Source organism: Nocardioides sp. YIM 152588 (assembly GCF_040191335.1).
Taxonomy (GTDB): Bacteria; Actinomycetota; Actinomycetes; order Propionibacteriales; family Nocardioidaceae; genus Nocardioides.
Genome location: NZ_JBEGDJ010000018.1, coordinates 26,886 through 50,410 on the forward strand (window position 1 = coordinate 26,886; position 23,525 = coordinate 50,410).

Annotated in this window: 21 protein-coding genes and 3 tRNA genes; 7 read left to right on the top strand and 17 right to left on the bottom strand. The window is 73.6% G+C overall.

The genetic code is table 11. The features are described 5' to 3' along the window. Positions 1–14 precede the first annotated feature (14 nt). Positions 15–1,508: an NAD(P)/FAD-dependent oxidoreductase gene (locus ABLM29_RS10925; protein ID WP_349714137.1), complete on the bottom strand. Its 1,494-nt coding sequence runs from the start codon at positions 1,506–1,508 to the stop codon at positions 15–17. Between the two features lie 399 nt (positions 1,509–1,907). On the opposite strand from ABLM29_RS10925, the gene ABLM29_RS10930 reads away from it, so the two are divergent. Next, a complete protein-coding gene (locus ABLM29_RS10930) occupies positions 1,908–2,825 on the top strand; it encodes an ATP-binding protein (protein WP_349714138.1) in 918 nt (305 codons plus the stop codon). Between the two features lie 38 nt (positions 2,826–2,863). Here ABLM29_RS10930 and ABLM29_RS10935 read toward each other — a convergent pair whose 3' ends face one another. Then, positions 2,864–3,220 carry a metallopeptidase family protein gene (locus tag ABLM29_RS10935; protein WP_349714139.1) on the bottom strand — a complete coding sequence of 119 codons (357 nt, stop codon included), beginning with the start codon at positions 3,218–3,220 and terminating at the stop codon, positions 2,864–2,866. 44 nt (positions 3,221–3,264) lie between these two features. Between ABLM29_RS10935 and ABLM29_RS10940 the strand changes: the two genes are divergently transcribed. Together ABLM29_RS10940 and crcB are read left to right on the top strand one after the other, a co-directional pair. Beyond that, positions 3,265–3,825, top strand: coding sequence for a fluoride efflux transporter FluC (locus ABLM29_RS10940; RefSeq protein ID WP_349714140.1), 561 nt, complete (start codon positions 3,265–3,267; stop codon positions 3,823–3,825). Further along, entirely contained in the window at positions 3,822–4,178 is a 357-nt protein-coding gene (gene crcB / locus ABLM29_RS10945; RefSeq protein WP_349714141.1) for a fluoride efflux transporter CrcB, read from the top strand. The genes ABLM29_RS10940 and crcB overlap by 4 nt, the downstream gene beginning before the upstream one ends. Positions 4,179–4,429: 251 nt before the next feature. Here crcB and ABLM29_RS10950 read toward each other — a convergent pair. After that, positions 4,430–4,503: transfer RNA gene (locus ABLM29_RS10950), tRNA-Asp, on the bottom strand. Between the two features lie 311 nt (positions 4,504–4,814). Then, positions 4,815–4,887, bottom strand: a tRNA-Glu gene (locus tag ABLM29_RS10955). A 144-nt stretch (positions 4,888–5,031) separates the two neighbouring features. On the opposite strand from ABLM29_RS10955, the gene ABLM29_RS10960 reads away from it, so the two are divergent. Both ABLM29_RS10960 and ABLM29_RS10965 read left to right on the top strand, forming a co-directional pair. Further along, positions 5,032–5,105, top strand: a tRNA-Phe gene (locus ABLM29_RS10960). A gap of 93 nt (positions 5,106–5,198) precedes the next feature. Continuing rightward, complete coding sequence (locus tag ABLM29_RS10965) at positions 5,199–6,272, top strand: NADH:flavin oxidoreductase (protein WP_349714142.1); 1,074 nt, start codon at positions 5,199–5,201, stop codon at positions 6,270–6,272. Between the two features lie 91 nt (positions 6,273–6,363). On the opposite strand, the gene ABLM29_RS10970 is transcribed toward ABLM29_RS10965, so the two are convergent. Continuing rightward, positions 6,364–7,263, bottom strand: a complete 900-nt coding sequence (locus ABLM29_RS10970; RefSeq protein WP_349714143.1) for a DICT sensory domain-containing protein — start codon at positions 7,261–7,263, stop codon at positions 6,364–6,366. Positions 7,264–7,693: 430 nt separating this feature from the next. On the opposite strand from ABLM29_RS10970, the gene ABLM29_RS10975 reads away from it, so the two are divergent. After that, positions 7,694–9,970 (top strand): MMPL family transporter, encoded by a 2,277-nt coding sequence (locus tag ABLM29_RS10975; protein WP_349714144.1) that lies wholly within the window; start codon positions 7,694–7,696, stop codon positions 9,968–9,970. A gap of 382 nt (positions 9,971–10,352) precedes the next feature. Continuing rightward, complete coding sequence (locus ABLM29_RS10980) at positions 10,353–11,471, top strand: Glu/Leu/Phe/Val family dehydrogenase (protein WP_349714145.1); 1,119 nt, start codon at positions 10,353–10,355, stop codon at positions 11,469–11,471. Between the two features lie 111 nt (positions 11,472–11,582). Here ABLM29_RS10980 and ABLM29_RS10985 read toward each other — a convergent pair whose 3' ends face one another. From ABLM29_RS10985 to ABLM29_RS11040, 12 genes are all read right to left on the bottom strand, one after another. Then, on the bottom strand, positions 11,583–11,756 hold the full coding sequence (locus ABLM29_RS10985) for a DUF3073 domain-containing protein (RefSeq protein ID WP_349714146.1): 174 nt from the start codon (positions 11,754–11,756) through the stop codon (positions 11,583–11,585). A gap of 220 nt (positions 11,757–11,976) precedes the next feature. Beyond that, a complete protein-coding gene (gene purM, locus ABLM29_RS10990) occupies positions 11,977–13,041 on the bottom strand; it encodes a phosphoribosylformylglycinamidine cyclo-ligase (RefSeq protein WP_349714181.1) in 1,065 nt (354 codons plus the stop codon). 86 nt (positions 13,042–13,127) lie between these two features. After that, positions 13,128–14,588, bottom strand: coding sequence for an amidophosphoribosyltransferase (gene purF, locus ABLM29_RS10995; protein ID WP_349714147.1), 1,461 nt, complete (start codon positions 14,586–14,588; stop codon positions 13,128–13,130). Positions 14,589–14,663: 75 nt separating this feature from the next. Next, the gene (locus ABLM29_RS11000) at positions 14,664–16,010 is read right to left on the bottom strand and encodes a dipeptidase (RefSeq protein WP_349714148.1); all 1,347 of its coding nucleotides are present in this window, start codon (positions 16,008–16,010) and stop codon (positions 14,664–14,666) included. Positions 16,011–16,077: 67 nt separating this feature from the next. Then, complete coding sequence (locus ABLM29_RS11005) at positions 16,078–16,965, bottom strand: alpha/beta hydrolase (protein WP_349714149.1); 888 nt, start codon at positions 16,963–16,965, stop codon at positions 16,078–16,080. Beyond that, positions 16,962–17,744: a 3-hydroxybutyrate dehydrogenase gene (locus tag ABLM29_RS11010; RefSeq protein WP_349714150.1), complete on the bottom strand. Its 783-nt coding sequence runs from the start codon at positions 17,742–17,744 to the stop codon at positions 16,962–16,964. The genes ABLM29_RS11005 and ABLM29_RS11010 overlap by 4 nt, the downstream gene beginning before the upstream one ends. Continuing rightward, positions 17,741–18,451 carry a TetR family transcriptional regulator gene (locus tag ABLM29_RS11015; RefSeq protein ID WP_349714151.1) on the bottom strand — a complete coding sequence of 237 codons (711 nt, stop codon included), beginning with the start codon at positions 18,449–18,451 and terminating at the stop codon, positions 17,741–17,743. The genes ABLM29_RS11010 and ABLM29_RS11015 overlap by 4 nt, the downstream gene beginning before the upstream one ends. Continuing rightward, on the bottom strand, positions 18,448–19,983 hold the full coding sequence (locus ABLM29_RS11020) for a class I adenylate-forming enzyme family protein (RefSeq protein WP_349714152.1): 1,536 nt from the start codon (positions 19,981–19,983) through the stop codon (positions 18,448–18,450). The genes ABLM29_RS11015 and ABLM29_RS11020 overlap by 4 nt, the downstream gene beginning before the upstream one ends. Continuing rightward, on the bottom strand, positions 19,980–21,155 hold the full coding sequence (locus ABLM29_RS11025; protein ID WP_349714153.1) for a branched-chain amino acid ABC transporter permease: 1,176 nt from the start codon (positions 21,153–21,155) through the stop codon (positions 19,980–19,982). The genes ABLM29_RS11020 and ABLM29_RS11025 overlap by 4 nt, the downstream gene beginning before the upstream one ends. Beyond that, positions 21,155–22,033 (bottom strand): branched-chain amino acid ABC transporter permease, encoded by an 879-nt coding sequence (locus ABLM29_RS11030; protein ID WP_349714154.1) that lies wholly within the window; start codon positions 22,031–22,033, stop codon positions 21,155–21,157. The genes ABLM29_RS11025 and ABLM29_RS11030 overlap by 1 nt, the downstream gene beginning before the upstream one ends. Continuing rightward, entirely contained in the window at positions 22,030–22,761 is a 732-nt protein-coding gene (locus ABLM29_RS11035) for an ABC transporter ATP-binding protein (protein WP_349714155.1), read from the bottom strand. The genes ABLM29_RS11030 and ABLM29_RS11035 overlap by 4 nt, the downstream gene beginning before the upstream one ends. After that, positions 22,758–23,519 carry an ABC transporter ATP-binding protein gene (locus tag ABLM29_RS11040; RefSeq protein WP_349714156.1) on the bottom strand — a complete coding sequence of 254 codons (762 nt, stop codon included), beginning with the start codon at positions 23,517–23,519 and terminating at the stop codon, positions 22,758–22,760. The genes ABLM29_RS11035 and ABLM29_RS11040 overlap by 4 nt, the downstream gene beginning before the upstream one ends. Between the last annotated feature and the right edge of the window lie 6 nt (positions 23,520–23,525).

A 23,525-nucleotide genomic window follows, 5' to 3' on the forward strand; every position in this document is an offset into this window, starting at 1 on the left:
TGGGACCCGACGGGTCACCCGGGCAGGTGCACGCCGCGCAGGTTGTCGTCGGTGAGGTGGGCCTCCTCGGCGGCACGCGCCTCCAGCTCCTCGCGCCGGACGCGCTCCGCCTCGGCGTCGTACTCACCCGGCTCGGAGACGAGCTCCGTGGTGCCGCCCTTGAGCCGCTGCAGCGCGATCCGCGCGAAGATCTGCTGCTCGGTCATCGTCCGCTCCGAGCGGCCGCGGCCGATGAACGAGATGAACCAGTGCAGGATCGCGGTGACGCGGTTCTTGAAGCCGGTGATGTAGAAGAGGTGGACGATCAGCCACATCAGCCACGCCAGGAAGCCGGTCAGCCGGAGCTTGCCGACCATCGCGACCGCCTCGAAGCGGCTGACGATCGCCATCGAGCCCTTGTCGTGGTAGCGGAAGGGCCCCTGCGGCGCCTTCCCCTTGAGGCGGTTGTCGATCTCGTGGGCGGCGTACTTCGCGCCCTGGATCGCCACCTGCGCCACGCCGGGCAGGTTGTCCAGCGAGATCATGTCGCCGACCACGAAGACCTCCGGGTGGCCCGGGAGGGTGAGGTCGGGGTTGACCGAGATCCGGCCGGCGCGGTCCAGGCCGGCGCCGGTCTGCTCGCTGAGCGTCTTGCCCAGCGGGTTGGCCTGGACACCGGCGGCCCACACCTTGGTGACCGACGAGATCCGCTCCTCGGAGCCGTCCTTGTACTTGAGGACCAGCCCGCGCTCGTCGACGTCGGTGACCATGCCACCGAGCTTCACCTCGACGCCGAGGGTCTCCAGCTTCTTCTCGGTCCACGTGCCGAGCTTCTGACCGAACGGCGGCAGCACCTGCGGCGCCGCGTCGACCAGGATCACCCGCGCGTGCTTGGAGTTGATCGCGCGGAAGTCCTTCTTCAGCGTCCGGTGGGCGAGCTCGGCGATCTGGCCGGCCATCTCCACACCGGTCGGACCGGCGCCGACGACGACGAAGGTCAGCAGGTGGTCGACGTTCTCGCCGCGGGACGCGCCGAGCTCGGCCATCTCGAAGGCGCCGAAGATCCGGCCGCGCAGCTCGAGGGCGTCGTCGATGCTCTTCATGCCCGGCGCGTACTCGGCGAAGTGGTCGTTGCCGAAGTACGACTGGCCGGCGCCGGCGGCGACGATCAGGGAGTCGTACGGCGTCTTCAGCTCGCGGCCCAGCACGTGCGAGGTGACGGTGCGGGTCTCGAGGTCGATGTCGGTGACCTCGCCCAGCAGCACCTGCGCGTTCTTCTGGCTCGAGAGCACCTCGCGGGTCGGCGGGGCGATCTCGCCCTCGGAGAGGATGCCGGTCGCGACCTGGTAGAGCAGCGGCTGGAACAGGTGGTGGCTGGTCTTCGCGATCATCGTCACGTCGACGTCGGAGCGCTTGAGCGCCTCCGTGCCGAACAGCCCGCCGAAGCCGGAGCCGATGACGACCACCTGGTGCCGGTCCGACCGACGGACCAGCTCACGGTCGCTGCTGATGGCTTCCTCTGCTGCCATGAATGCTGCCTCCTGAGGCATGGGGCCCTGCGCGCCGGGACAGGCGTGGCGCCCCTGGCACGACCATCCCCGGGGATGGGTGTGTCTCGCCGTCGATTCTCCCAAGAGCCGGAGCCCCGGGCCAATCGCGGCATGGTCTGCTGCGTCACAGCAACGGGCGTCGTACGAGCCCCGAGACGCCGACCCCGATGTCGACGAACTCTTGCTGTTTGAGCCCGGGCGCTGATGGGTAAACGCTGCGAGATCGGACTTACTCGCCGATCGTAGACATGTCACCATCATCCACGGAACGCTGTAGGTTCCTGCGCCCGAGCAACCTGGGGGTTTCACCACGTGCCGTACCGGCCGGCTCTGGACCTGGAGCCAGGACCACGCAGCGCGCAGGAGGCGCGCCGCTGGGTGGTGTCCCGGTGCGTCGACCTGGGCCGGCTCGACCTGCGCGAGTGTGCCGAGCTGGCGATCTCCGAGCTGGTGAGCAACGCCGTCCTGCACGGCGAGCCCCCGATGCGGCTCTGCCTCAGCGGCACCACCGAACACCCCCGGTTCGAGGTCCGCGACGCCTCGACGATCCCGCCGCAGCCGATCCAGCCCGGCAGCCAGCTCGACCTCACCGACGTGGAGATCACGGAGGAGATCGTCGACGGCCTCGACGACGACCAGCTGGTGTCGCTGCTGACCGTGGGCCGGGGCCTCGACATCGTCGCCCGGGCCTCCGTCGTCTGGGGCGCCGAGATCGAGGAGGACGGCAAGACCGTCTGGTTCGAGCCGGCCGCCGAGCTGGCCGAGCACTCGCGCGCCGAGTACCAGGTGACCCGTACCTCGTTCGCGGGCATCGAGGACCACACGCGCGCCGACCAGATCGCGGTCCAGGTCCGCGGCGTACCGGTCGAGGCCTTCGAGCGGTTCCAGGACCACTACCGCGACCTGCGCCGGGAGGTGCGGTTGCTGGCGCTGGCGCACGAGGAGGACTACCCGCTGGCCAAGGTCCTCTCCGAGCACTTCGACGCGCTGGAGACGCCCCTGCGCGCCAACATGGGCCGCGAGCAGGTGGCCGCGGCCCGGGAGGCCGGCGCGCCGACCACCGACCTGCGGCTGCGGATGACGCCCGACGCCGCGCGCCAGATCGCCGGGCTGATCGACCTGATGGACGCCTCGGACGACTTCAGCCGCGCGCAGCGGCTGCTGACCGCCCCCCGGAGCACCGACCAGCGCGCGTTCCAGATCTGGTTCCTCGGCGAGTTCCGCCGCCAGGCGTCGGGAGCCACCCCCGTGCCGTGGGACGGCACCCCCGGCGCGGCCCCCTCCGCGGGCCGTTGACCGGTGCCCGCGCGTTCCGGCCCCGGCCGATCGCCGGCTCAGCCGTAGCCGAGCGCGTGCAACCGGTCGTCGTCGATCCCGAAGTGGTGGGCGACCTCGTGGACGACGGTGATCCGGATCTCCTCGGCCAGGTCCTCCTCGTCCTCGCACATGTCGAGCAACGGACCCCGGAACAGGAAGATCCGGTCCGGGAGCGCCATCGTCGTCGCGCTGTCCCGCTCGGTCAGGGCGACGCCGTCGTACAGGCCGAGGAGGTCGTCGGGCTCGCCCTCGGGCGGCTCGTCCTCCACCAGGACCACCACGTTGGTGACCAGGCGGGCGAGCTCGTCGGGGATCTGGTCCAGCGCGGCGTCGACCAGGTCGTCGAACCGGTCCGCGTCCATCTGCACGGGCACGGCGCCATTGTGCCCGGTCGCCGATGTGGGACGGTGGTGCCCCGATGACACCGGAGCCCCGCGAGGAGCGGCCGCACGCCGCGCACCCGTTCACCGACCTCCCGGTCGACCCCGACGTCGACCCGATCTGCCCGCCGGAGGGCCCCGCCCCCGCCGGACCGCCGCCGTCGCTCGCCGCGATCCTGCGCCGCGACGTCGCGCTGCTGCCGCTGATCGCGCTCGGCGGCGCGCTGGGGGCGCTCGCCCGGTGGGGGCTCGCCGAGGCGCTGCCCGCCCAGCACGTGCACTGGGGCACCGTGGCCGCGAACGTCGTCGGCTGCTTCCTGCTCGCGGTGCTGATGGAGCTGCTGCTCGAGCGGGCCCCGCACTCCCGGTTCCGGAGGCCGTTCTTCGGCGTCGGACTCCTCGGCGGCTTCACCACGTTCTCCACCGCCATGCTCGAGCTGCACGGCTTCCTCGCCGACGGGCGGTTCCCGCTGGCGATGGCGACGCTGGCGCTGCACGTCGGCGGCGGCATGATCGCCGTCATCCTCGGCCTGGTGACCACGCGCCGCCTCGTCGAGGCCTGGCGCACCGGGCGCGAGGTCCGGGGGGCGGTGCGATGACCGCGCTGATGGTGCTGCTCGGCGGCGCGGTCGGGGCGCCGAGCCGCTACCTGATCGACCTCGCCGTCCGGTCCCGCAGCAGCGGCGCCTACCCGTGGGGCACGTTCGCGGTGAACGTCTCCGGCTCGCTGCTGCTCGGCCTGCTGGCCGGCCTCGCCCCTGCGACCTGGCTCGGCAGCGCCGTCGGCACCGGGTTCTGCGGGGCACTGACCACGTTCTCCACCTTCGGGTTCGAGGCGGTGCGGCTGGTCGAGGACGGCCGGTGGCGCACCGCCGCCTGGTACGTCGGGGGGTCGCTGCTCGTGGGGCTGGCGGCCGTCAGCGTCGGGTGGTGGGTCGGCAGCGGGCTGTGAGGCCGGCTGGCGGCGACGGTGGGGGCTCGGTGGGGGCTCGGTGGGGGCGGGTCGTGTGCCTGAGAACGACCTATAGGCGGGTGTGGGGCACACGAGCCCGAGCGGCCCGGGGTCGTGTGCCCCAGGACCCCGCATAGGCGGGCCTCAGGCACACGACCCACCGCCGGCGGACGGACCGACCGACCGACCGGCCCGCCGGCGTACCCGAAAAAGCACGAAGGCCCTCCCAGCTGGGAGGGCCTTCGCTTCTGCGACCCCGACGGGACTCGAACCCGCGGCCTCCGCCGTGACAGGGCGGCGCGCTAACCAACTGCGCTACGGGGCCTCGCTCCTCGTCCGCTCTGCCTTTCGGCTCTCGCGGCGAGGTGGTAGAACCGTAACCCATCCCCGCGACGGAAGCCCAATCGGGGACGCACCCCGCGGCGACGCCGGGTCCCGAGGCGAGCGTTCGCCCAGGTCAGACCTGATTTCCGCGGGCAACGGGCGACCGGGAGACCGACGACTCCGGGCCACCGGCCCGCATCATCGGGCCGGTCGACCACGAGCGACCGCGGCGAGACGGCGCTTGGCCCCGGGGCCCGAGCCGGGCCGGCGCAGAGGCTCGACCGCGCGACGACGCGGGAGCAGGAAGTGAAGCACCCCCGACCGGATTCGAACCGGCGCTACCGCCGTGAAAGGGCGGGGTCCTGGGCCGCTAGACGACGGGGGCCCACCACGGCGTACCGCGGTGCGCCTCAGCATAGTGCCGCCGCGACGAGGGGCCCCATCGGCGACGGAGCGAGGGCGTGTCGACACCGGAAGTCGGCGCCGCTTTCACTGTTCGGGAGGGTGTCGGGTAACGTTCTCATCGCTCGGGCAGGTAGCTCAGTTGGTACGAGCGTCCGCCTGAAAAGTGGAAGGTCGGCGGTTCGACCCCGCCCCTGCCCACCGAGCCAGAAGCCCCCGTCGGGTCACCGACGGGGGCTTCTGCGATTCCGGACCGCCTCCGCGCCGCGACCGGCCGCCAGCCAAGATGGGTCCGTGACGATCCTCGACCAGCCGCTGACGCTCCCCCACGGCCCCGCGTGGCGCAACCGCTTCGCCCTGGCACCGCTGACCAACACGCAGAGCCACGACGACGGGACGCTCTCCGACGACGAGCACCGCTGGCTCACCGCCCGCGGCGAGGGCGGCTTCGGCCTGGTGATGACCTGCGCGGCGTACATCGTCCCGGCCGGGCAGGCCTGGCGCGGCCAGCTCGGCGTGGCCACCGACGAGCACGAGGCCGGCCTCACCCGCCTCGCCGCCGACCTGCGCGCGACCGGCGCCGTCTCCTCGGTGCAGCTGCACCACGGCGGCCGCCGGGCCGACCCCGCGGTCACCGGGCTCACCAACCAGGCGCCGTGGGACGACCCGGCTCGCCGTACCGCCGCGATGTCGACGGCCGACGTGGAGCGGATGGTGGCCGACTTCGTCGCCGCCGCGGTGCGCGCGGAGCGGGCCGGCTTCGACGGGGTCGAGGTGCACGGCGCCCACGGCTACCTGCTCGGCCAGTTCCTCGACGGCCGGCACAACCACCGCACGGACGGGTACGGCGGCTCGCTGGAGCACCGCGCCCGGCCGCTGCTCGACGTGGTCACCGGGATCCGCGCCGCGACCGGCCCCGACTTCCAGCTCGGTCTCCGCCTGAGCCCCGAGGGCTACGGCGTGACGCTGCCGGAGGGACGCGAGGTGGCGGCGATGGCGCTGGGCACCGGCGCCCTCGACTACCTCGACATGTCGCTGTGGGACGTGCGCGCGGGCTCCCGCGACGAGCGGTACGACGGCCTGCTCATCGAGCACTTCACCGACCTGCCCCGCGGCGGCACCCGCCTCGGCGTCGCGGGCAAGGTGCTGACGTCCGCCGAGGCCGCCTGGTGCCTGGAGCAGGGCGCGGACTTCGCCACCGTCGGCGTCGGCGCGATCCTGCACCACGACTTCGCCCGCCGGGCGTTGGCCGACGCCGGGTTCGCGGCCCGGTCGCGGCCGATCACCCGCGAGGAGCTGCGGGCCGAGGCGGTCGGGCCGGCGTTCGTGGAGTACCTGGCCGCGGGGTGGCCCGACCTGGTCGCCTGAGTGGTCTCCCGGGGCGGCGCGTGAGCGGGGTCGTGTGCCCCACGCATCGCCATAGGCGGGTCTCAGGCACACGACCCCACCCAGCGAGGGGTCAGCCGCCCATCCGCCCGATCCGGTCGACGTAGCCGACCAGCCGGGCGAAGAGCGCGGTCGACGCGGCGGGGTCGGCGGGCGTGGGCAGCGCGCGGAGGGCGTCGCCGGTGGGACCGGCGGCGACGATCCCACCGGCCGCACCCCGACCGTCGGCGGAGGCGCCGCGGGCGACCTCGCGGCACACCGCGGCGGCCTCGGCGACGTCGGCCGGCTCCAGCGACCAGGCCACCTCGAACTCGCGGTCGCGGTCGGGCACGCCGCGCTGGCCGGGCAGCTCCCACGCGGTGAGCACCACCGGGAAGGCGTCGGCCAGGCAGACGATGGACCACTCGCGGCGCAGCGGGGCGCCCGGCGCCAGCGCGACCCGCGCCGGTGACGCGTCGGGGTCGGGGTCGGAGAAGTCGGCGAAGACGGTGGCGGAGGACGCGGCGAGCGCCAGCTCCTCCCACCGGCCCCGGGAGGCCTCGAAGAAGCGCTCGCGCTGGAAGGCGCCGTACAGCTCCGGGGCGTGGGCCTGTGCGCAGAACTCGTCCTCGATCGCCCAGGACATCGCGATCAGCGTGGACTTGCGCAGTCGCTGCGTGGGCAGCGTGGCGTTGCGCCGGCGCAGGCGCGCGTAGACCGAGGCCGGCTGCGGGCTGGCGCCGCGGACCGTCTCGGCGATCGCAGTGTCGAGGCGCATCCCCGCGTCGCGGTGCCGCAGCACCTGGCGGACCAGCGCCACGTCGGCCTCGGTGTAGCGACGGTGGCCGCTGGGCAGCCGGGACGCCTGGGGGAAGCCGTGCCGCTGCTCCCACATGCGCAGGGTCGGCACCGCGACGCCCGAGCGCTCGGCAACCTCCCCGATCGAGAGGGATGCCCCCTCCACGGCTTCTTCCGATGCGACCTCCGACGTCATGCAGACAGAATACCTGATTTCCTTTGTTGAGGTTTTTGGTTATGGTCTGTTTAGGTATTTCGACAGCACCCCCAGGAGCCCGCGATGAGCAGAGCACCGGCGTCCCCACCGGCGGCGCCCAGCGATGCGCAGCTGCGTATATTGCTGCGCCGCGCGGCCTCCTCCGACCTCACTGCGGCGAGGCGCTTCTACGACGCGACGGCGACGGATGCCTGGCGACTAGCCGTGGCCGTCACCGGGTCGGAGCGCACCGCGACGCGGGCGATGGTCACCGCCTACCAATCCGCGTGGGCAGGGGCACCGAAGTACCTAGCGGGCGGGGCCCGTCCCCGGCCCCGCCCGCGCACCTGGCTCCTCGGTCACGTCCGGGCGAGCGCGCGAGCAGCAGCACCAGCAACGACTGATTGAAGGAAGACGGAGGTACGGCGGCGTGGCTGACCTTGGCACCGGACCCGACACCGGACACGGCGACCGGCACAGCACCGGGCACGGCACGGGATTGGCGACCATCCAGCGGGAGCGGGACCACGACGGGCGGGAGGCGCCGGCGCACGAGCCGGCGCACCGCGGCGGGGGCCCGGCCCACCTCGGCGGCGGCCACGGCGGCAGCCACCGGCACCGTGGCCCGGTCGCGGTGTCGTCGTTCCTCACCTCGCGCCGGTGGGCCTGGCTGGTGGCGCTGGTCCCGCTCGTCGCGGCGCTCGCGGTGATGGGCATCGTCGGCGAGGCCGAGCGCACCCCGAGCCCGACCGACTCGATGCCCAGCGGCCTGGACAGCACGCTGGGCGTCGAGCTGAGCGAGCGGCTGCCGGACGCCGACGCCTCGACCGCCGTGGTCGTCTACCAGACCACCGGCGGCCGGCCGGGGATCAGCGCGCTGCTGCCCGACCTCGAGCCGCTCGCCACCGACCTGGGCGCCGTCCCCGCCGGCGACCCCGGCACCGGCCGCCCGTCCACGCTGCTCGTCTCGGACGACGACACGGCCGCGCTGGCGGTCGTCCCGATCTCCGGCGGCTCGGCCACCGACGTGGCGAACGAGGTCACCAACCTGCGCTCCGGCGCCGCCCAGGACCTCCCGGCGGGCGTGGAGACGCTCGTCACCGGCCCCGCCGCGGTCCAGGCCGACCTCGCCGAGGTGTTCCAGGGCGCGGACATCCGGCTGCTGCTGGCGACCGCCACCGTGGTCGCGCTGCTGCTGGTGATCACCTACCGCTCGCCGTTCCTGTGGGCGATCCCGCTGCTCGTCGTCGGGATCGCGGACCGGTTCGCCGCGGTCGCGGCGACCCAGACCCTCGCCGCGCTCGAGATGGCCTGGGACGAGTCGACGGTCGGCATCCTGTCCGTCCTGGTCTTCGGCGCCGGCACCGACTACGCGCTGCTGCTGATCTCGCGGTACCGCGACGAACTGCGCCGCGAGCCCTCCCGCCACCTCGCGATGGCGCGCGCGCTGCGCCGTACGGCGCGGGCCGTGCTGTCGAGCAGCATCACGGTCGTCGTGGGCGTGGCCACGCTGGCGCTGTCGCTGACCCCGACCACCCGCGGCCTCGGCGTGGCCTGCGCGGTCGGCGTCGTGATCGCCGCCTTCGCGGCCCTGGTCGTGCTCCCCGCGGCGCTGGTGCTCTTCGGGCGCTGGGTCTTCTGGCCGCGGGTCCCCCGCGTCGAGGAGTCCGCCGTGGTCGACGAGGCCGCGCGGCGCACGCTGTGGCACCGCCTGGGCAGCGTCGTGGCCCGCCGCCCCGGCATCTTCGCCGCCGGCACGCTCGCCCTGGTCGCGGCCCTCGCCGGCGGCGTCCTCCAGGTGCAGACCGGACTGGACACCGCCGACCAGTTCCTCGACAAGCCCGAGGCGATCGCCGGCGCCGAGCGGATCGAGCAGTCGTTCCCGGCCGGGGTCGCCTCGCCGACGCAGGTCGTCTCCACCGCTGCGCCCGAGCAGGTGCTGGCGACGGTGGAGGGCGTGGACGCCGTGAGCTCCGCCCGCCTCTCGGCGCAGGGCGCGGGGGTCACCGAGGTCTCGGTGGTCCTGGACGCCGCGCCCGGCTCGGCCGCCGCGGAGGCCGCCGTGCTGGAGCTGCGCGACGCCGTCGGGCAGCTGCCCGACGGGCACGTCACCGGCCCCGAGGCCGAGGCCATCGACGAGGACGCCGGCGCGGCGCGCGACCGCCTGCTGATCTTCCCGCTGATCCTCGGCCTCGTCCTCGTCGCGCTGGTCTTCCTGCTGCGCTCGGTGGTGGCGCCGGTGCTGCTCGTCGCGACCGTGGTGGCCACCTACGCGGCGAGCCTCGGCGCGTCCTGGTGGATCTTCACCCAGGTCTTCGGCTTCGGCGCGCTCGACTCCGGCGCCCCGCTGCTGTCGTTCCTCTTCCTGGTCGCCCTCGGCGTGGACTACAACATCTTCCTGCTGGCCCGCGCCACGGAGGACCTGACCTCCGCCGGGCCCCGGGACGCCATGCTGCGCGCCCTCGCCGCGACCGGCGGCGTGATCACCAGCGCCGGCATCCTGCTGGCCGCGGTCTTCCTGGTCCTCGGCGTGCTGCCGCTCGTGGTCCTCGCCCAGCTGGGCGTGATCGTGTGCATCGGCGTGCTGCTGGACACGCTCGTCGTGCGCACCGTGCTGGTGCCCGCGCTGGCGTTCCTGCTCGGCCCCCGGTTCTGGTGGCCGCGGCTGCGCGGCGGGGCCACCCAGACCGCCGGGGCGGCCCACTAGACCGCCCGGAGGACCTCGGTAAAGGTTCCACAATCCCCTGCGGGAGCCACACCGATTGGGCATGATCTTGGATGTCCTCACGGTGACCCGAGACGCCAAGGACCAGACGCCCGCGACGCCACCCCACAGCGTCGCGGGCGTTCCTTTTTCCCCGCGCGGGTGGTTTCGAGGCTCGCTTCGCTCGCACCTCAACCACCGATAGCGCTCGCTTCGCTCGCACCTCAACCACCGACAGCGCTCGCTTCGCTCGCACCTCAACCACCGAAGCGGCGCGGATGCCCAGTGTGCCGCCAGCCCTCACTAGAGTGGAATGTGATCCGCACCACCCCCGCGGGTCGCCCACCGCCACACCACCCCGTGGCCTCAGGAAAGCGACACCACCATGTCCACGAGCACGCCTCACTCCGCCTCCCCCGATCCGACCTCCGTCTTCGACCACGGCGTCGAGCACGAGCAGGTCGTCTTCGCCCAGGACCCCGCGAGCGGCCTGCGGGCGATCATCGCCATCCACTCCACCGCGCTCGGTCCCGCCCTCGGCGGCACGCGGTTCTACCCCTACGCGTCCACCGCGGCCGCGCTGGACGACGCCCTGGCCCTCTCCCGCGGGATGTCCTACAAGGCGGCCGTGGCGGGCCTCGACCTCGGCGGCGGCAAGGCCGTCATCATCGGCGACCCCACCACCATGAAGTCCGAGGCGCTGCTGCGCGCCTACGGCCGGTTCGTGGAGTCGCTGGCGGGCCGCTACGTGACCGCGTGCGACGTCGGCACGTTCAGCGAGGACATGGACCTCGTGGCGCGCGAGTCCGGCCACGTCACCGGTCGCACCCTGGCCGCCGGCGGCGCCGGGGACAGCTCGGTGCTGACGGCGTACGGCGTCTTCCGCGGCCTCCAGGCGGCCGCCGAGCACGCCTGGGGCGACCGCGACCCGGCCGACGTGCTGGCCGGCCGCACGGTCGGCGTGGCCGGCGTCGGCAAGGTCGGCCGCCACCTCGTCGGGCACCTGGTCGAGGCGGGCGCCCGGGTCGTCGTCACGGACGTGTCGGAGGCGGCCCTGGACCGGGTACGGCAGGCGCACCCGTCGGTACGGGCGGTCGGGTCGACCGAGGAGCTGGTCGCGTCGGCGATCGACGTCTACGCGCCGTGCGCGCTCGGCGGCGCGCTGACGCCCGAGGTGGTCGCCGGCCTGCAGGCACGGATCGTCTGCGGCGCGGCGAACAACCAGCTGGCGCACGCCGGGGTCGACAAGCTCGTCGAGGAGGCGGGGCTGGTCTACGCGCCCGACTTCGTCGTCAACGCCGGCGGCCTGATCCAGGTCGCCGACGAGCTCGTCGGCTTCGACTTCGACCGCGCCCGCGCGCGGGCGGCGACCATCTACGACACCACCCGCTCCGTGCTGGAGCGCGCGGCGACGGACGCGGTGCCGACCGCCGTCGCGGCCGACCGGATCGCCGAGCAGCGGATGCGCGACGTCGGGCGGCTGCGCGGGATCTGGCTGCGCTGACCGGCGCCGACCGAGCGCCCGGGGCGGGCCCCGGGCGCCGTTCGGGCGCGCGTCACCGGCGTTGCGGGGTGAGACCCCGCGGCGCCGGTGGCGGCGCCGAACGCGAGTCGGTCAGTCCCGGCGGTCTGCGTAGTCCGACCACTCGTCGACTTCGTCGACCTGGTCGGACTGGTCGGGCTCACCGTGCAGCTCGCGGGCGAGTGCCCCGAAGTCTGTCTCGTGAGTACGGTACTTCAGGTCGCGTGCGACCTTCGTCTGCTTGGCTTTCGCTCGGCCGCGGCCCATAGGGTCCAGCCCCCTCGCACACTTGGCCGGGAACCCCCAGGGCCCCGGACTGCTGATTCAGAGTCTCGTGGGGGCAACGCTACCTGCTACCTGGGTGTTCCCGCACGCCAGGGGGTGCAGTTCGATGCCATGTATGAGATGAACCTCAGCCGACGGCGCCTGCGGACAGGCTCCACGGGCCCCCAGGAGGGCCTCTCGGCCCGCTGGGCGCCCGGGCGCGTCACCAGCCCGGGTGCTGCCCGACGAGCTCGACGGTGCCCTCCTGGGCCGGGTCCACGTCGACCTCGCCGGCGACCCAGGCGTCGATGCCGAACTCGCCCAGGCGGGCGATGGCGCCGTCGACGGAGTCCGGGGCGGTCAGCGCGACCATGCCCACGCCGCAGTTGAGCGTGGCCTCGAGGTCGGGCTGGGAGACGCCGCCGACCTTGCGGACGGCGTCGAAGATCGGCGCCGGGGTCCAGGTGGTGCGGTCCACCGTGGCGCGCAGCTCGACCGGCATCACGCGGGCCAGGTTCGCCGCCAGGCCACCACCGGTGATGTGGGCCATCGCGTGGGTCTCCGTGTTCCGCGCGATGTCCAGGCACGGCTTCGTGTAGATCCGGGTCGGCTCGAGCAGCTCCTCGCCGAGGGTCCGGCCGAACTCCTCGACGTGCCGGTCGACGGTCCAGCCGGCCTCGGTGAAGAAGACGTGGCGGGCCAGGGAGTAGCCGTTGGAGTGCAGGCCGCTGGCGGCCATGGCGATCACCACGTCGCCGGGGCGCACCCGACCGGGGCCGAGCAGGGCGTCGGCCTCGACGACGCCCGTGGTGGCGCCCGCGATGTCGTACTCGTCCTCGCCGAGCAGGCCCGGGTGCTCGGCGGTCTCGCCGCCGACCAGCGCGCAGCCGGCCTCGACGCAGGCCTCGGCGATGCCCTTGACGATCGCCGCGATCCGCTCGGGCACGACCCGGCCGGTCGCGATGTAGTCCGTCATGAACAGCGGCTCGGCGCCGCACACGACGAGGTCGTCGACGACCATGCCGACCAGGTCGAAGCCGATCGTGTCGTGCTTGTCCATCATCTGCGCGACGGCGACCTTGGTGCCGGCGCCGTCGGTGGAGGTGGCCAGCAGCGGACGCTTGTACTTCGTCAGCGCGGAGGCGTCGAAGAGGCCGGCGAAGCCGCCCAGGCCACCCAGCATCTCGGGGCGGCGCGCCTTCTCCACCCAGGTCTTCATCAGGTCCACCGCGCGGTCCGCCGCGGCGATGTCGACGCCGGCGCGGGCGTAGGCGCCGGGCTCGGTCACGTCGTCCTGGGACTGGGTCGGGTCGGCCACGGTCGGCTCCTCGTTCACGGGGTCGGTGTCGGTGACGGCGCCGGTCGGTGCGTCGGTCACGGGTTGTTCAGGACGGGCAGCGCCTCGTCGCGGTTCGACGCGGCGAGGGTCGCCTCGAGCAGGTGCTTGCCGAGCTTGCTCTCGTCGGGCAGCGCGATCGGGTACTCGCCGGTGAAGCACGCGGCGCAGAGCGACCCGGCCGGCTGGCCGGTCGCCTCGACCATCCCCTCCAGCGAGATGTAGCCCAGGCTGTCGGCGCCCACGCTGGCGGCGATCTCGTCGACGTCCAGTCCGTTGGCGATCAGCTCGGCGCGGGTCGCGAAGTCGATGCCGTAGAAGCACGGCCACTTCACCGGCGGCGAGGAGATCCGGACGTGGACCTCGGTGGCGCCGGCCTCGCGGAGCATCCGGATCTGGGCGCGCTGCGTGTTGCCGCGGACGATCGAGTCGTCGACCACGACGACCTTCTTGCCGCGCACCATGTGCTCGAGCGCGTTGAGCTTGAGCCGGATGCCGAGCTGGCGCAGGGTCTGGCTGGGCTGGATGAACGTGCGCCCGACGTAGGCGTTCTTGACGAAGCCCTGGCCGAACGGGATGCCGCTCTCCATCGCGTAGCCGGAGGCGGCCGGGGTGCCGGACTCGGGCACCGGGATCACCAGGTCGGCCTCGACCGGGAACTCCCTCGCGAGCTTGCGCCCCATCTCGACCCGCGCCTCGTGGACGCTGCGGCCGGCGACGGTGGCGTCGGGGCGGGCGAGGTAGACGTACTCGAAGACGCAGCCCTTGCGGCGCGGCTCGGCGAACTTGTGCGACCGCAGCCCCTCCTCGTCGATGACGAGCAGCTCGCCCGGCTCGACCTCGCGGACCACGCTGGCGCCGATCGTGGCCAGCGCGGCGTCCTCGCTGGCGACCACCCAGCCGCGGTCCAGGCGACCCAGCACGAGGGGGCGGATGCCCTCGGGGTCGCGGGCGGCGTACAGCGTCTCCTCGTTCATGAAGACGAACGAGAAGGCGCCCTCGACCTGGGGCAGGAGCTCGAGCGCCCGCTGCTCCAGGGAGACGTCGGGGTGGTGCGCCAGCAGCGCGGTGACCAGGCTGGTGTCGTTGGTCGACGCCTCCAGGTTGACGGCGTGGATGTCCAGCTCGTCCTCGTCGCTGGGCAGCGCGGCGACCATCTCGGCCAGGTCGTGGGTGTTGACCAGGTTGCCGTTGTGACCGAGCGCGATCGAGCCGTGCCCGGTGGGCCGGAACGTCGGCTGCGCGTTGTGCCACGTGCTGGCGCCGGTGGTCGAGTAGCGGCAGTGGCCGACCGCGAGGTGGCCCTGGAAGGACTCCAGGGTGTTCTCGTCGAAGACCTGGGAGACCAGCCCCATGTCCTTGTAGACGAGGATCTGCCGCCCGTTGCTCACCGAGATGCCGGCCGACTCCTGCCCGCGGTGCTGCAGGGCGTAGAGGCCGAAATAGGTCAGCTTGGCGACGTCCTCACCGGGAGCCCAGACGCCGAACACTCCGCACACGCACCGCAGCCTACCGGTCGGTCGCCCGCAACCTTGATTCGCGGCGGCGGGCGACCGTCCCGTGTCCGGTGCGGGTCAGGCGCCGAGGTTGCGCAGCATCAGCGCCTCGGCGAGCAGCACCTTCTCGAACTCCGCCAGGTGCAGGCCCTCGTTGGCGCCGTGGGCCCGGGTGTCGGGGTCCTCCACGCCGGTGACCAGCACCGATGCGCCGGGGAAGGTCTCCAGGAACTCGGCGATGAACGGGATCGAGCCGCCCACGCCCATGTCCACCGGCGCCGTGCCGTCCCAGGCCTCGGCGAACGCGCCCCGCGCGGCGTCGTACGCCGGACCGGTGGCGTCGATCGCGATCGGCTCGCCCGTGTCGCAGACCTTGGTGGTCATCCGCGCGCCCCAGGGGATGTGCTTCTCCAGGTGGGCCTGGAGGCAGGCGACGGCGTTCTCGGCGGTGTCGCCGGGGGCGAGGCGGACCGTGATCTTCGCGCGGGCCGCGGGGGTCAGGGTGTTGGAGGCGCCGTCGACCTTGGGCGCGTCGACGCCGGTGACGGTGATCGCGGGCTGGGTCCACAGCCGCTCGACGACCGAGCCGGTGCCGACCCACTCGAGGCCCTCGATGGCGCCGGACTCGGCGCGCAGGCGCTCCTCGGGGTACTCCACGTCGGCCGCGGGGCCGCTGTGCAGGCCCTCGACCGCGCATCCGCCCTCGGGGGTCCACAGGGTGTCGAGCAGGCGGATCAGGGTCATGATCGCGTCCGGCTCCAGGCCGCCCCACATGCCGGAGTGGACGGCGTGGGTCAGGGTCCGCACCTCGACGTCGACGCGGATCATGCCGCGCAGGCTGGTGGTCAGCGCGGGGACGCCGATGTCCCAGTTGCCGGAGTCGGCAATCACGATCACGTCCGAGCGCAGCTCGTCCTGGAACTTGTGCAGCAGCGCCGGGAGGGTCGCCGAGGCGACCTCCTCCTCGCCCTCGATGAAGAGGCGCACGGTGACCGGCAGGTCGTCGCCGAAGGCGCGGAGCGCGGCCAGGTGCGTGACGATGCCGGCCTTGTCGTCGGCGGCGCCGCGGCCGTAGAGCCGGCCGTCGCGCTCGGTGGGCTCCCACGGCGGGCTGTCCCAGTCGGCCGGGTCGTTCTCGGGCTGCACGTCGTGGTGGGCGTAGAGCAGCACCGTGGGCGCGCCCTCGGGGCCCTTCTTCTCGCCGACCACGGCCGGCGGGGCGCCGTCGAAGGCGCGCACGATCCGGGCGTCCACGCCCTCGGCGGCGAACAGGGCCTGCGTGCGCTCGGCGCTGCGCTCGACCTCACTCAGCCGCTCCGGGTCCGCGCTGACGGACTGGATCCGGATCAGGTCCTCCAGGTCGCTGCGCAGCCCGGGCATCAGGTCGGCCAGGCGTGCCTTCAGGGTGGCGGTGTCGAGACTCATGGGGCCACCCTAGGAGCGCGGTGGCCGCCGGCGGAACCCGGGCCGCCGCCCCCTCCCCCAGCCGTGGTCAGGCCGACGCGACCTCGCCCCGGACCGCCTCGGCGACGGCCTTCGCGCCCGTCTCCGCCATCGTGATCGTGTAGTGGTTGACGTCGTCGACCTCCCGGGCCCGCAGGGTGGGCTGCTGGGCGACGAGGCCGGCCAACCGGGTCGGCTCGTAGAGCCCCGGGGTCTCGTCCAGCAGCCCGCGCGGCGCGGTCAGCAGCAGGGCCGGGTGGCGCAGCCGCCCCAGCGCCTCGACGAGGGCGGTACCGGTGATCAGGTCGACGGTGTCGCGCGCCACCACCTCGTAGCTGGTGGCCGGGCGCAGCTCGGGCGCCTCGCCGACCAGGTCGTAGGCGAGGTAGTCCTCCAGGGCCGCGGACCAGTCGCCGGCGAACGCGGGGTGCGGCCGCCAGAAGTCCAGGTAGTCGGCCGTGCTCGCGAACCGCATCGCCAGCCGCTCGGCGGCGGGGCCGAGGATGTAGGAGATGACCTCGTCGGCGCTCAGCCCGTCGGGGACCTCCAGCGGCAGGCCGCCGTCGACCAGGACCAGGCGGGAGACCCGGTCGGGGTGCCGGTCGGCGAGCACCAGGGAGGCGAAGGCCCCCATCGAGTGGCCGACCACCACGGTCCGCTCGATGCCCAGGTGGTCGAGCACGGCGGCCAGGTCGTCGGCGTGGGCGGCCATCCCCGCCTCGCCCTCGGGGTGGCTGCGGCCGCGGCCACGCAGGTCCGGCGCGATCAGCCGGAGGTCGGACAGCTGGTCGGCGACCACCGGCCAGGAGCGGTGCGAGGCGGTGACGCCGTGCACCAGCAGGGCGGTCGGGGTGTCGGGCGCCGGGCCGTCCCAGATCCCGACCCGCAGCGTGCCGCCGGCCACCGGGACGTCCGTCGTCGAGTACCGCTCGCTCATCGCGCGGTCCACCCCCCGTCCATCGAGTAGGAGGCGCCGGAGACCATGCCGGCGTCCTCCGAGCACAGCCACGCCACCAGCGAGGCCACCTCGTGCGGCTCGACCAGCCGCTTCACGGCGCTCTCGGTCAGCATCACCTTGTCCACCACCTCGTCCTCCGCGATCCCGTGCGCCACCGCCTGGGCCGCGATCTGCTTCTCCACCAGCGGCGTGCGGACGTAGCCGGGGTTGACGCAGTTGCTGGTCACCCCGTGTGGTCCGCCCTCCAGCGCGGTCACCTTGGAGAGCCCCTCCAGGCCGTGCTTGGCCGAGACGTAGCCGGACTTGAACGCGCTGGCGCGCAGGCCGTGCACGCTGGAGATGTTGACCACCCGACCCCAGCCCCGCTCGTACATCCCCGGCAGGGCCGCGCGGACCAGCAGGAACGGCGCCTCCAGCATCAGCCGGTGGATCAGCCGGAAGGCGTCGGGGTCGAACTCGGGCAGCGGTGCGACCCGCTGGATCCCGGCGTTGTTGACGAGGATGTCGGCGCGCAGCTCGAGGCTCTCCAGCGCGGCGGTGTCGGCGAGGTCCACGGCCCACGCCTCGCCGCCGATCCCGTCGGCCACGGCGCGGGCGCCGTCCCCGTCGAGGTCGGCCACCACGACGCAGGCACCCAGCCCGGCCAGCCGCTCCGCGACCGCGCGGCCGATGCCGCTCGCGCCGCCGGTGACGACGGCGCGCCGGCCCGTCAGCGGGGCGGCGGCCTCGCGCCGTACCGTCTCGACTGCTGCGCTCACTCCTGGTCCTCCTTCGTCCGCTCGGTGGCGGCCCGGTCGGCGGCGTCACCGGACGGGGCGAGCGCCGTCTCGATGAACCGCATCATCTGCTCGAACACGTGCGGGTCGATGCTGGTCGGGGCGCGGTCCTGGCCGTCGCGCTCCCACAGGATGTAGCGGGCGCCGATCAGCTCGCCGATGCCCATCAGCGCCCAGGCGGCGACCTCCGGGTCGATGTCGGAGACCTCGCCGAGCCCCTGGGCCCGGCGCAGCCCCTCGACGTACCCCTCGACGATCCGCGTGTAGTGCAGCTGCAGCACCTCGGGCGAGACGAACTCGGCCTCGCGCACGACCCGGTAGAGCGCCGGGTGGGCGGCGGTGAACTCGAAGAAGCCCGCGAAGCCGGCCCGCTCCGCCTCCAACCGCGTCGCGGCGCCGTGCATCTTCTCGGCCATGGAGTGCCGCACCCGCCGGTTGAGGTCGATGACCAGCGCCTCGAAGATCGTCTGCTTGCTGTCGAAGTACAGGTAGAACGTGCCCAGGCCGATGCCCGCGCGCTCGGTGATCTTCACGATCGAGGCCTCGTGGTAGCCGAGCTCGGCGAAGACCGCCTCGGCGGCCTCCAGCAGCCGGCGCTGGGTCGCCTCGCCGCGCTTGGTGCGGCGCGGCGCGTCGGAGGACCGCGGGTCCGCGCGCCGCTCGAGCTCGGTGAAGTCCGGTTCCGTCATCCGCGTGCCTCCTCCAGCAGCCGCTGCCGGGCCACCTTGCCGATGTCGGTGCGGGGCAGCGCGTCGACGACGTGCACCTCCCGCGGCAGCTTGAACGAGGCCAAGCGCTCCCGCGCGTGCGCGAGCACCTCCTCGCCGGTCAGCCCGACGCCGGCCACCGGCTCGACGAAGGCGACGCCGACCTCGCCCCAGCGGTCGTCGGGCACGGCGACCACGGCGGCGTCGGCGACCAGCGGGGAGCTCACCAGCACCTGCTCCACCTCGGCAGGCGCCACGTTCTCGCCGCCGCTGATGTAGATGTGCTTGAGCCGGTCCACGATCCGGTAGCAGCCGTCGGCGTCGCGCTCGGCCAGGTCGCCGGTGCGCAGCCAGTCGCCGTCGAAGGCCGCGCGGGTCAGCGCGGGGTCGTGCAGGTAGCCCGCGAAGACGCCGGGCCCGCGGACCTGCACCTCGCCGGCGCCGGCACCGTCGACGACGGCGCCGTCGAGGTCCACCAGCCGCACCTCCACGTAGGGGTAGGGCCAGCCGACCGCGCCGGGGTGCTCGGCGGCCCGGGAGGGCGGCAGGTAGAGCACGTTCGGCGAGGCCTCGCTGAGGCCGTAGCCGTGCGCCACCGCGATCCCCCGCCCGCTCCAGACCTCGTCGAGGGCGCCGGACATCGTGGCGCCGCCGACCAGGACCTGGCGCAGCGAGGAGAGGTCGGCGGAGCCGAAGCCGGGGTCCGACGCGAGCTGGTGCAGCTGGGTCGGCACGCTCATCGTGGTGCTCACCCGCCGGTCCGCGACCAGCTGGAGCACCCGGGCCGGCTCGAAGGTCCGCTCGAGCACCACGGTCGCGCCGTGCCACCACGCCGCGAGCGGCTGGCAGTTCCAGGCCGCGACGTGGAACTGCGGGAGCGTCGCCAGCACGACGTCGTGCTCCGACAGGCCCATCGCGCGGGCGAGCGCCAGGCTGTTCCAGAAGCAGTTGGCGTGCGTGAGCACGACGCCCTTGGGGGACGCCTCGCTGCCCGAGGTGTGGATGACCAGCACCGCGTCGTCGTCCCGGGGCTCGCGCTGCTCGGGCCAGGGCTCGCCGGCGGCGACCACGCGGGTCGGCACGGTCGCCTCGATCCCGGTGCTGCCGGGCAGCACCAGCGGCACCGTCACGCCGGCCACCTCGACCGACTCGCGGGCCAGCCGGGTCAGCTCCTCCTCCGCGACCAGCAGGGAGGCGCGGGTACGCCGCAGCAGCGGGCCGAGCTCGGACGGCGTGAGCCGCCAGGACAGCGGCACGAGCACCAGGCCGGACTTGGCGCAGGCGAAGAAGAGCACCACGTGCTCGGCGGAGTTGCCGCTCAGCGTGGCCACCCGGTCCCCGACGCCGTACCCGGCGCGCCGCAGCGCGGCGGCGAGGTCGTCGCTGCGCCGCTCCAGGTCGGCGTAGGTGACCCGGACGCCGCGGTCGTCGATGGCGACCCTGTCGGGGTGGCGGCGGACGCTGTCGACGAGCCAGCGGGCCAGGGCGTGGGTGTCGCTCACCGCGTCGCTCACCGGGTCGGCTCCAGCACGCCGTCCCGCGGCTCCGCCGGGCTGTCCGCGGCCTCCAGGGCGGCCTCGCCGGCGCGGGGGCGTCGCCGCCCGGCCAGGGTCGCGGCCGTGCCGGCCACCCCGCCCGGCAGGAAGAGCACGACCAGGATGAACAGCGCCCCGAGCAGGAACATCGGCTCCGACAGCGGCACCCGCAGCACCGGCGGCAGCCCGTCGACGCCCTCGGAGCCGGCGAGCAGCGTGAGCCGCTGGTTGAGCAGCGTGTAGGTCACGCCGCCCACGATCGCGCCCCACCGGGACCCGACGCCACCCAGCACCACCATCACCAGCACCGTGATCGTCAGGTCGGCGCCGACCGAGCGCGGCACCGTGCCCGACTGGAGCAGCAGGTAGGCGACGCCGGCCAGGGAGGCGATCAGGCCGCCGACGACGAAGACGAACAGCTTCGCGGCGTACGGCTGCAGGCCGAGCGACCTGATCCGCGCCTCGTTCTCCCGCGCGGCGGCGGCGACGTGGCCCACGCGGGAGCGGTCCACCCAGAGCACCAGGAGGTAGGCGAGGACCACGACGACGAGGGCGAACCAGTAGAGGTTGCGGGTGTGCACGACGCCGACGAGGGCGGCCGGCACGTGGTCGGTGCGCAGCCGGAGCCCCTCCTCGCCGCCGGTCAGGCCGTCCGGGTTGCGGCGCACCAGCACCGACCCGGCCTGGGCGAACGCCAGGGTCACCATCGCGAACGGGATGCCGGTGACGCGCAGGCTGATCGAGCCGGTGAGGACCGCGACCGCCCCGGCCAGGAGCAGGGTGACCGCGATCGCGGGCCACAGGGAGAGCTCGGTGTTCTCCAGCAGGATGCCCAGCCCGTAGGCGCCGGCGCCGAAGTAGAGCGCGTGGCCGAACGAGAGCAGGCCGCCGGTGCCGAGCAGCAGGTTGTAGGAGAGCGCCAGGGCCGCGAAGACCATGCAGAGCGCGAGGAGCTGCAGCGTGCCGGGCGTGTACGTCGGCCCCGGCAGCACGCCGGGCACGGTGATCGCCAGCTGCGGCAGCACCGCCAGCAGCGCCACCACGGCCACGCCCACCAGGAGCGGGAGGCGCCGCAGGAGCAGACGGCGGGGCGCCGGCCGGGTCGAGGGCTGGGTCGAGGGCTGGGTCGAGGGCTGGGTCGTCGCGGACATCAGGCGGCCACCTTCCCCATCAGGCCGGAGGGTCGCAGGAGCAGGACCCCGGCCAGGGCGAGCACGATCACGAAGTCGCCGGTGCCACCGGCGTAGTAGTTGGCGAACTGCTGGAGCAGCGCCACCAGCACGGAGGCGATCGCGGCGCCGGTCAGCGAGCCGAGGCCGCCGATCACCGTGACGATGAAGGCGAAGATCAGCAGGCTGCCGCCGAGGCTCGGCGAGACGTAGCCGAAGTAGTGCGCGGCGAGCACGCCGCCCAGGCCGGCGGCCGCGCCGCCGATCGCGAAGACCAGCGTGAACGCGCGGCGCACGTCGATGCCGAGCGCGGTGACCATCGCGCGGTTCTCCACGCCGGCGCGGATGATCATCCCGTAGCGGGTGCGGCGCAGGAAGACGACGATCGCCAGCAGCACCAGCGCGGCGAGCCCGATGATCAGGAACCGGTCGTTGGGGATCCGGGCGCCGAGGATCTCGGTCGTCCGGTCCAGCCAGGCCGGGCCGCGGACGAAGTCGGGGTCGGTGCCCCAGATGCCCTCGAACAGCGCCACCGTGGCCAGCGAGAGCCCGACCGTGACCAGCACCTGCTCGATGTGCCGCTCGTAGAGGGGCCGGATCAGCAGCAGCTCGGTGAGCGTCGCGACGACCGCGCCGACCAGCGCGCCGACGACGATCGAGGCCGCGAAGCCGAACCAGCTGGTGGCGTCGAGGCGCTGCGCGACGGCCCAGCCCAGGAACGCCCCGAGCGTGAGGAACGAGCCGTGGGCGAAGTTGAGGACGTGCATCAGGCCGTAGATCAGCGACAGGCCCGAGGCGACGAGGAAGTAGAGCGCGCCCAGGCCGAGGCCGGTCGCGAGGAGCAGGACGACGGTGCTCACAGCGCCACCCCCGTGTCGGTCTCGGCATGGACCCCCAGCAGCCGCTGGGTCAGCGCGTCGTCGGCGAGCAGCTCGGCGGCGGGCCCGGCATGGACCACGCGGCCGCCGCTGATCACGACGGCGTCGCCGGCCAGCCGGCGTACCACCTCGAGGTTCTGCTCGACGAGGAGGATCGGGACGGTCCGCGCGGCCTCGCGCAGCGCCTCGGTGACCTGGTCGACGATCAGCGGCGCCAGGCCCTTGGTGGGCTCGTCGACGAGCAGCAGGCGGTTGTCGTTGATCAGGGCGCGGGAGAGCGCGACCATCTGCTGCTGGCCGCCCGACAGCGTGCCGGCCGCCTGCTCGCGGCGCTGCACGAGGTCGGGGAAGAGCCGCTCGACCAGCTCGCGCCGCTCGGGGCTGCTGGCCCCGGCGCGCTCGGCCAGCCGGAGGTTCTCGGCGACGGAGAGCCGGGAGAAGACCTCGCGGTCCTCGGGCACGTAGCCGATGCCGCGCTGGACCACCTTGTGGGTCGGCAGGCCGTCGATGCGCTCGCCGGCCAGGGTCACCTCGCCGGTGCGCTGGTAGAGGCCCATGATGCCCTTGAGGGTCGAGGTCTTGCCGACCCCGTTGCGGCCGAGCACGGCGGTGATGCCGGTGGCCGGCACGGTGAAGGAGACGTCCTCCACGACCTGCTGGCCGGCCGCCGAGGCGGCGAGGTGGGCGACGGTCAGGATCGGGTCGCTCATGCGCTCTCCCCCAGGTACGCGCGCTGGACGGTCGGGTTGTTCATCACTGCCTCGGGGGTGTCGAAGGCGAGGATCGAGCCGAAGTACATGACCGCGACCTTCTCCACGAGGCCGAGCAGGACCTCCATGTGGTGCTCGACCATCAGGACCGTCGCGCCCTTCTCGCGGTGCATCTCGCGGATGGTCTCGCTGAGCCCGGCGACGTCGCCGGAGCCCACTCCGGCCATCGGCTCGTCGAGCAGGATCACGTCCGCGTCGGTCGCCCGCAGCACGGCGATCTCCAGCTTGCGCTTGTCGCCGTGGGAGAGGGCGCCCGCCGGCAGGTCCAGCCGGTCGGCGAGGCCCACCTCGGCCAGGTGCTCCTCCGCCTCCCGGGTGGCCCGGTCGCCGGGCCGCGGGAACCGGAACGGCGACAGGCTGCCGCCCAGCGCGACCTGCGCGGCGATCCGGACGTTCTCCCGGACGGTGAGCTGCGGGAAGAGGCTCGAGCTCTGGAAGGTGCGACCCAGCCCCGCCCGCGCCCGGCGGTGCACCGAGACGCCGGTGACGTCCCGGCCGTCGAGGTGCACACTGCCGCTGGTCGGCGTCGCGATCCCGGAGATGACGTTGAAGAGCGTCGTCTTGCCGGCACCGTTCGGTCCGATCACGCCGATGAAGGAGCCCTTCTCGACCTCGAGGTCGACCCCCTCGAGGATCGTGGCACCCCCGATCCTGAGACCGAGGTCCTTCACCTGCAGCGCGGGCGTGGCTGTGGTCATCGTGCT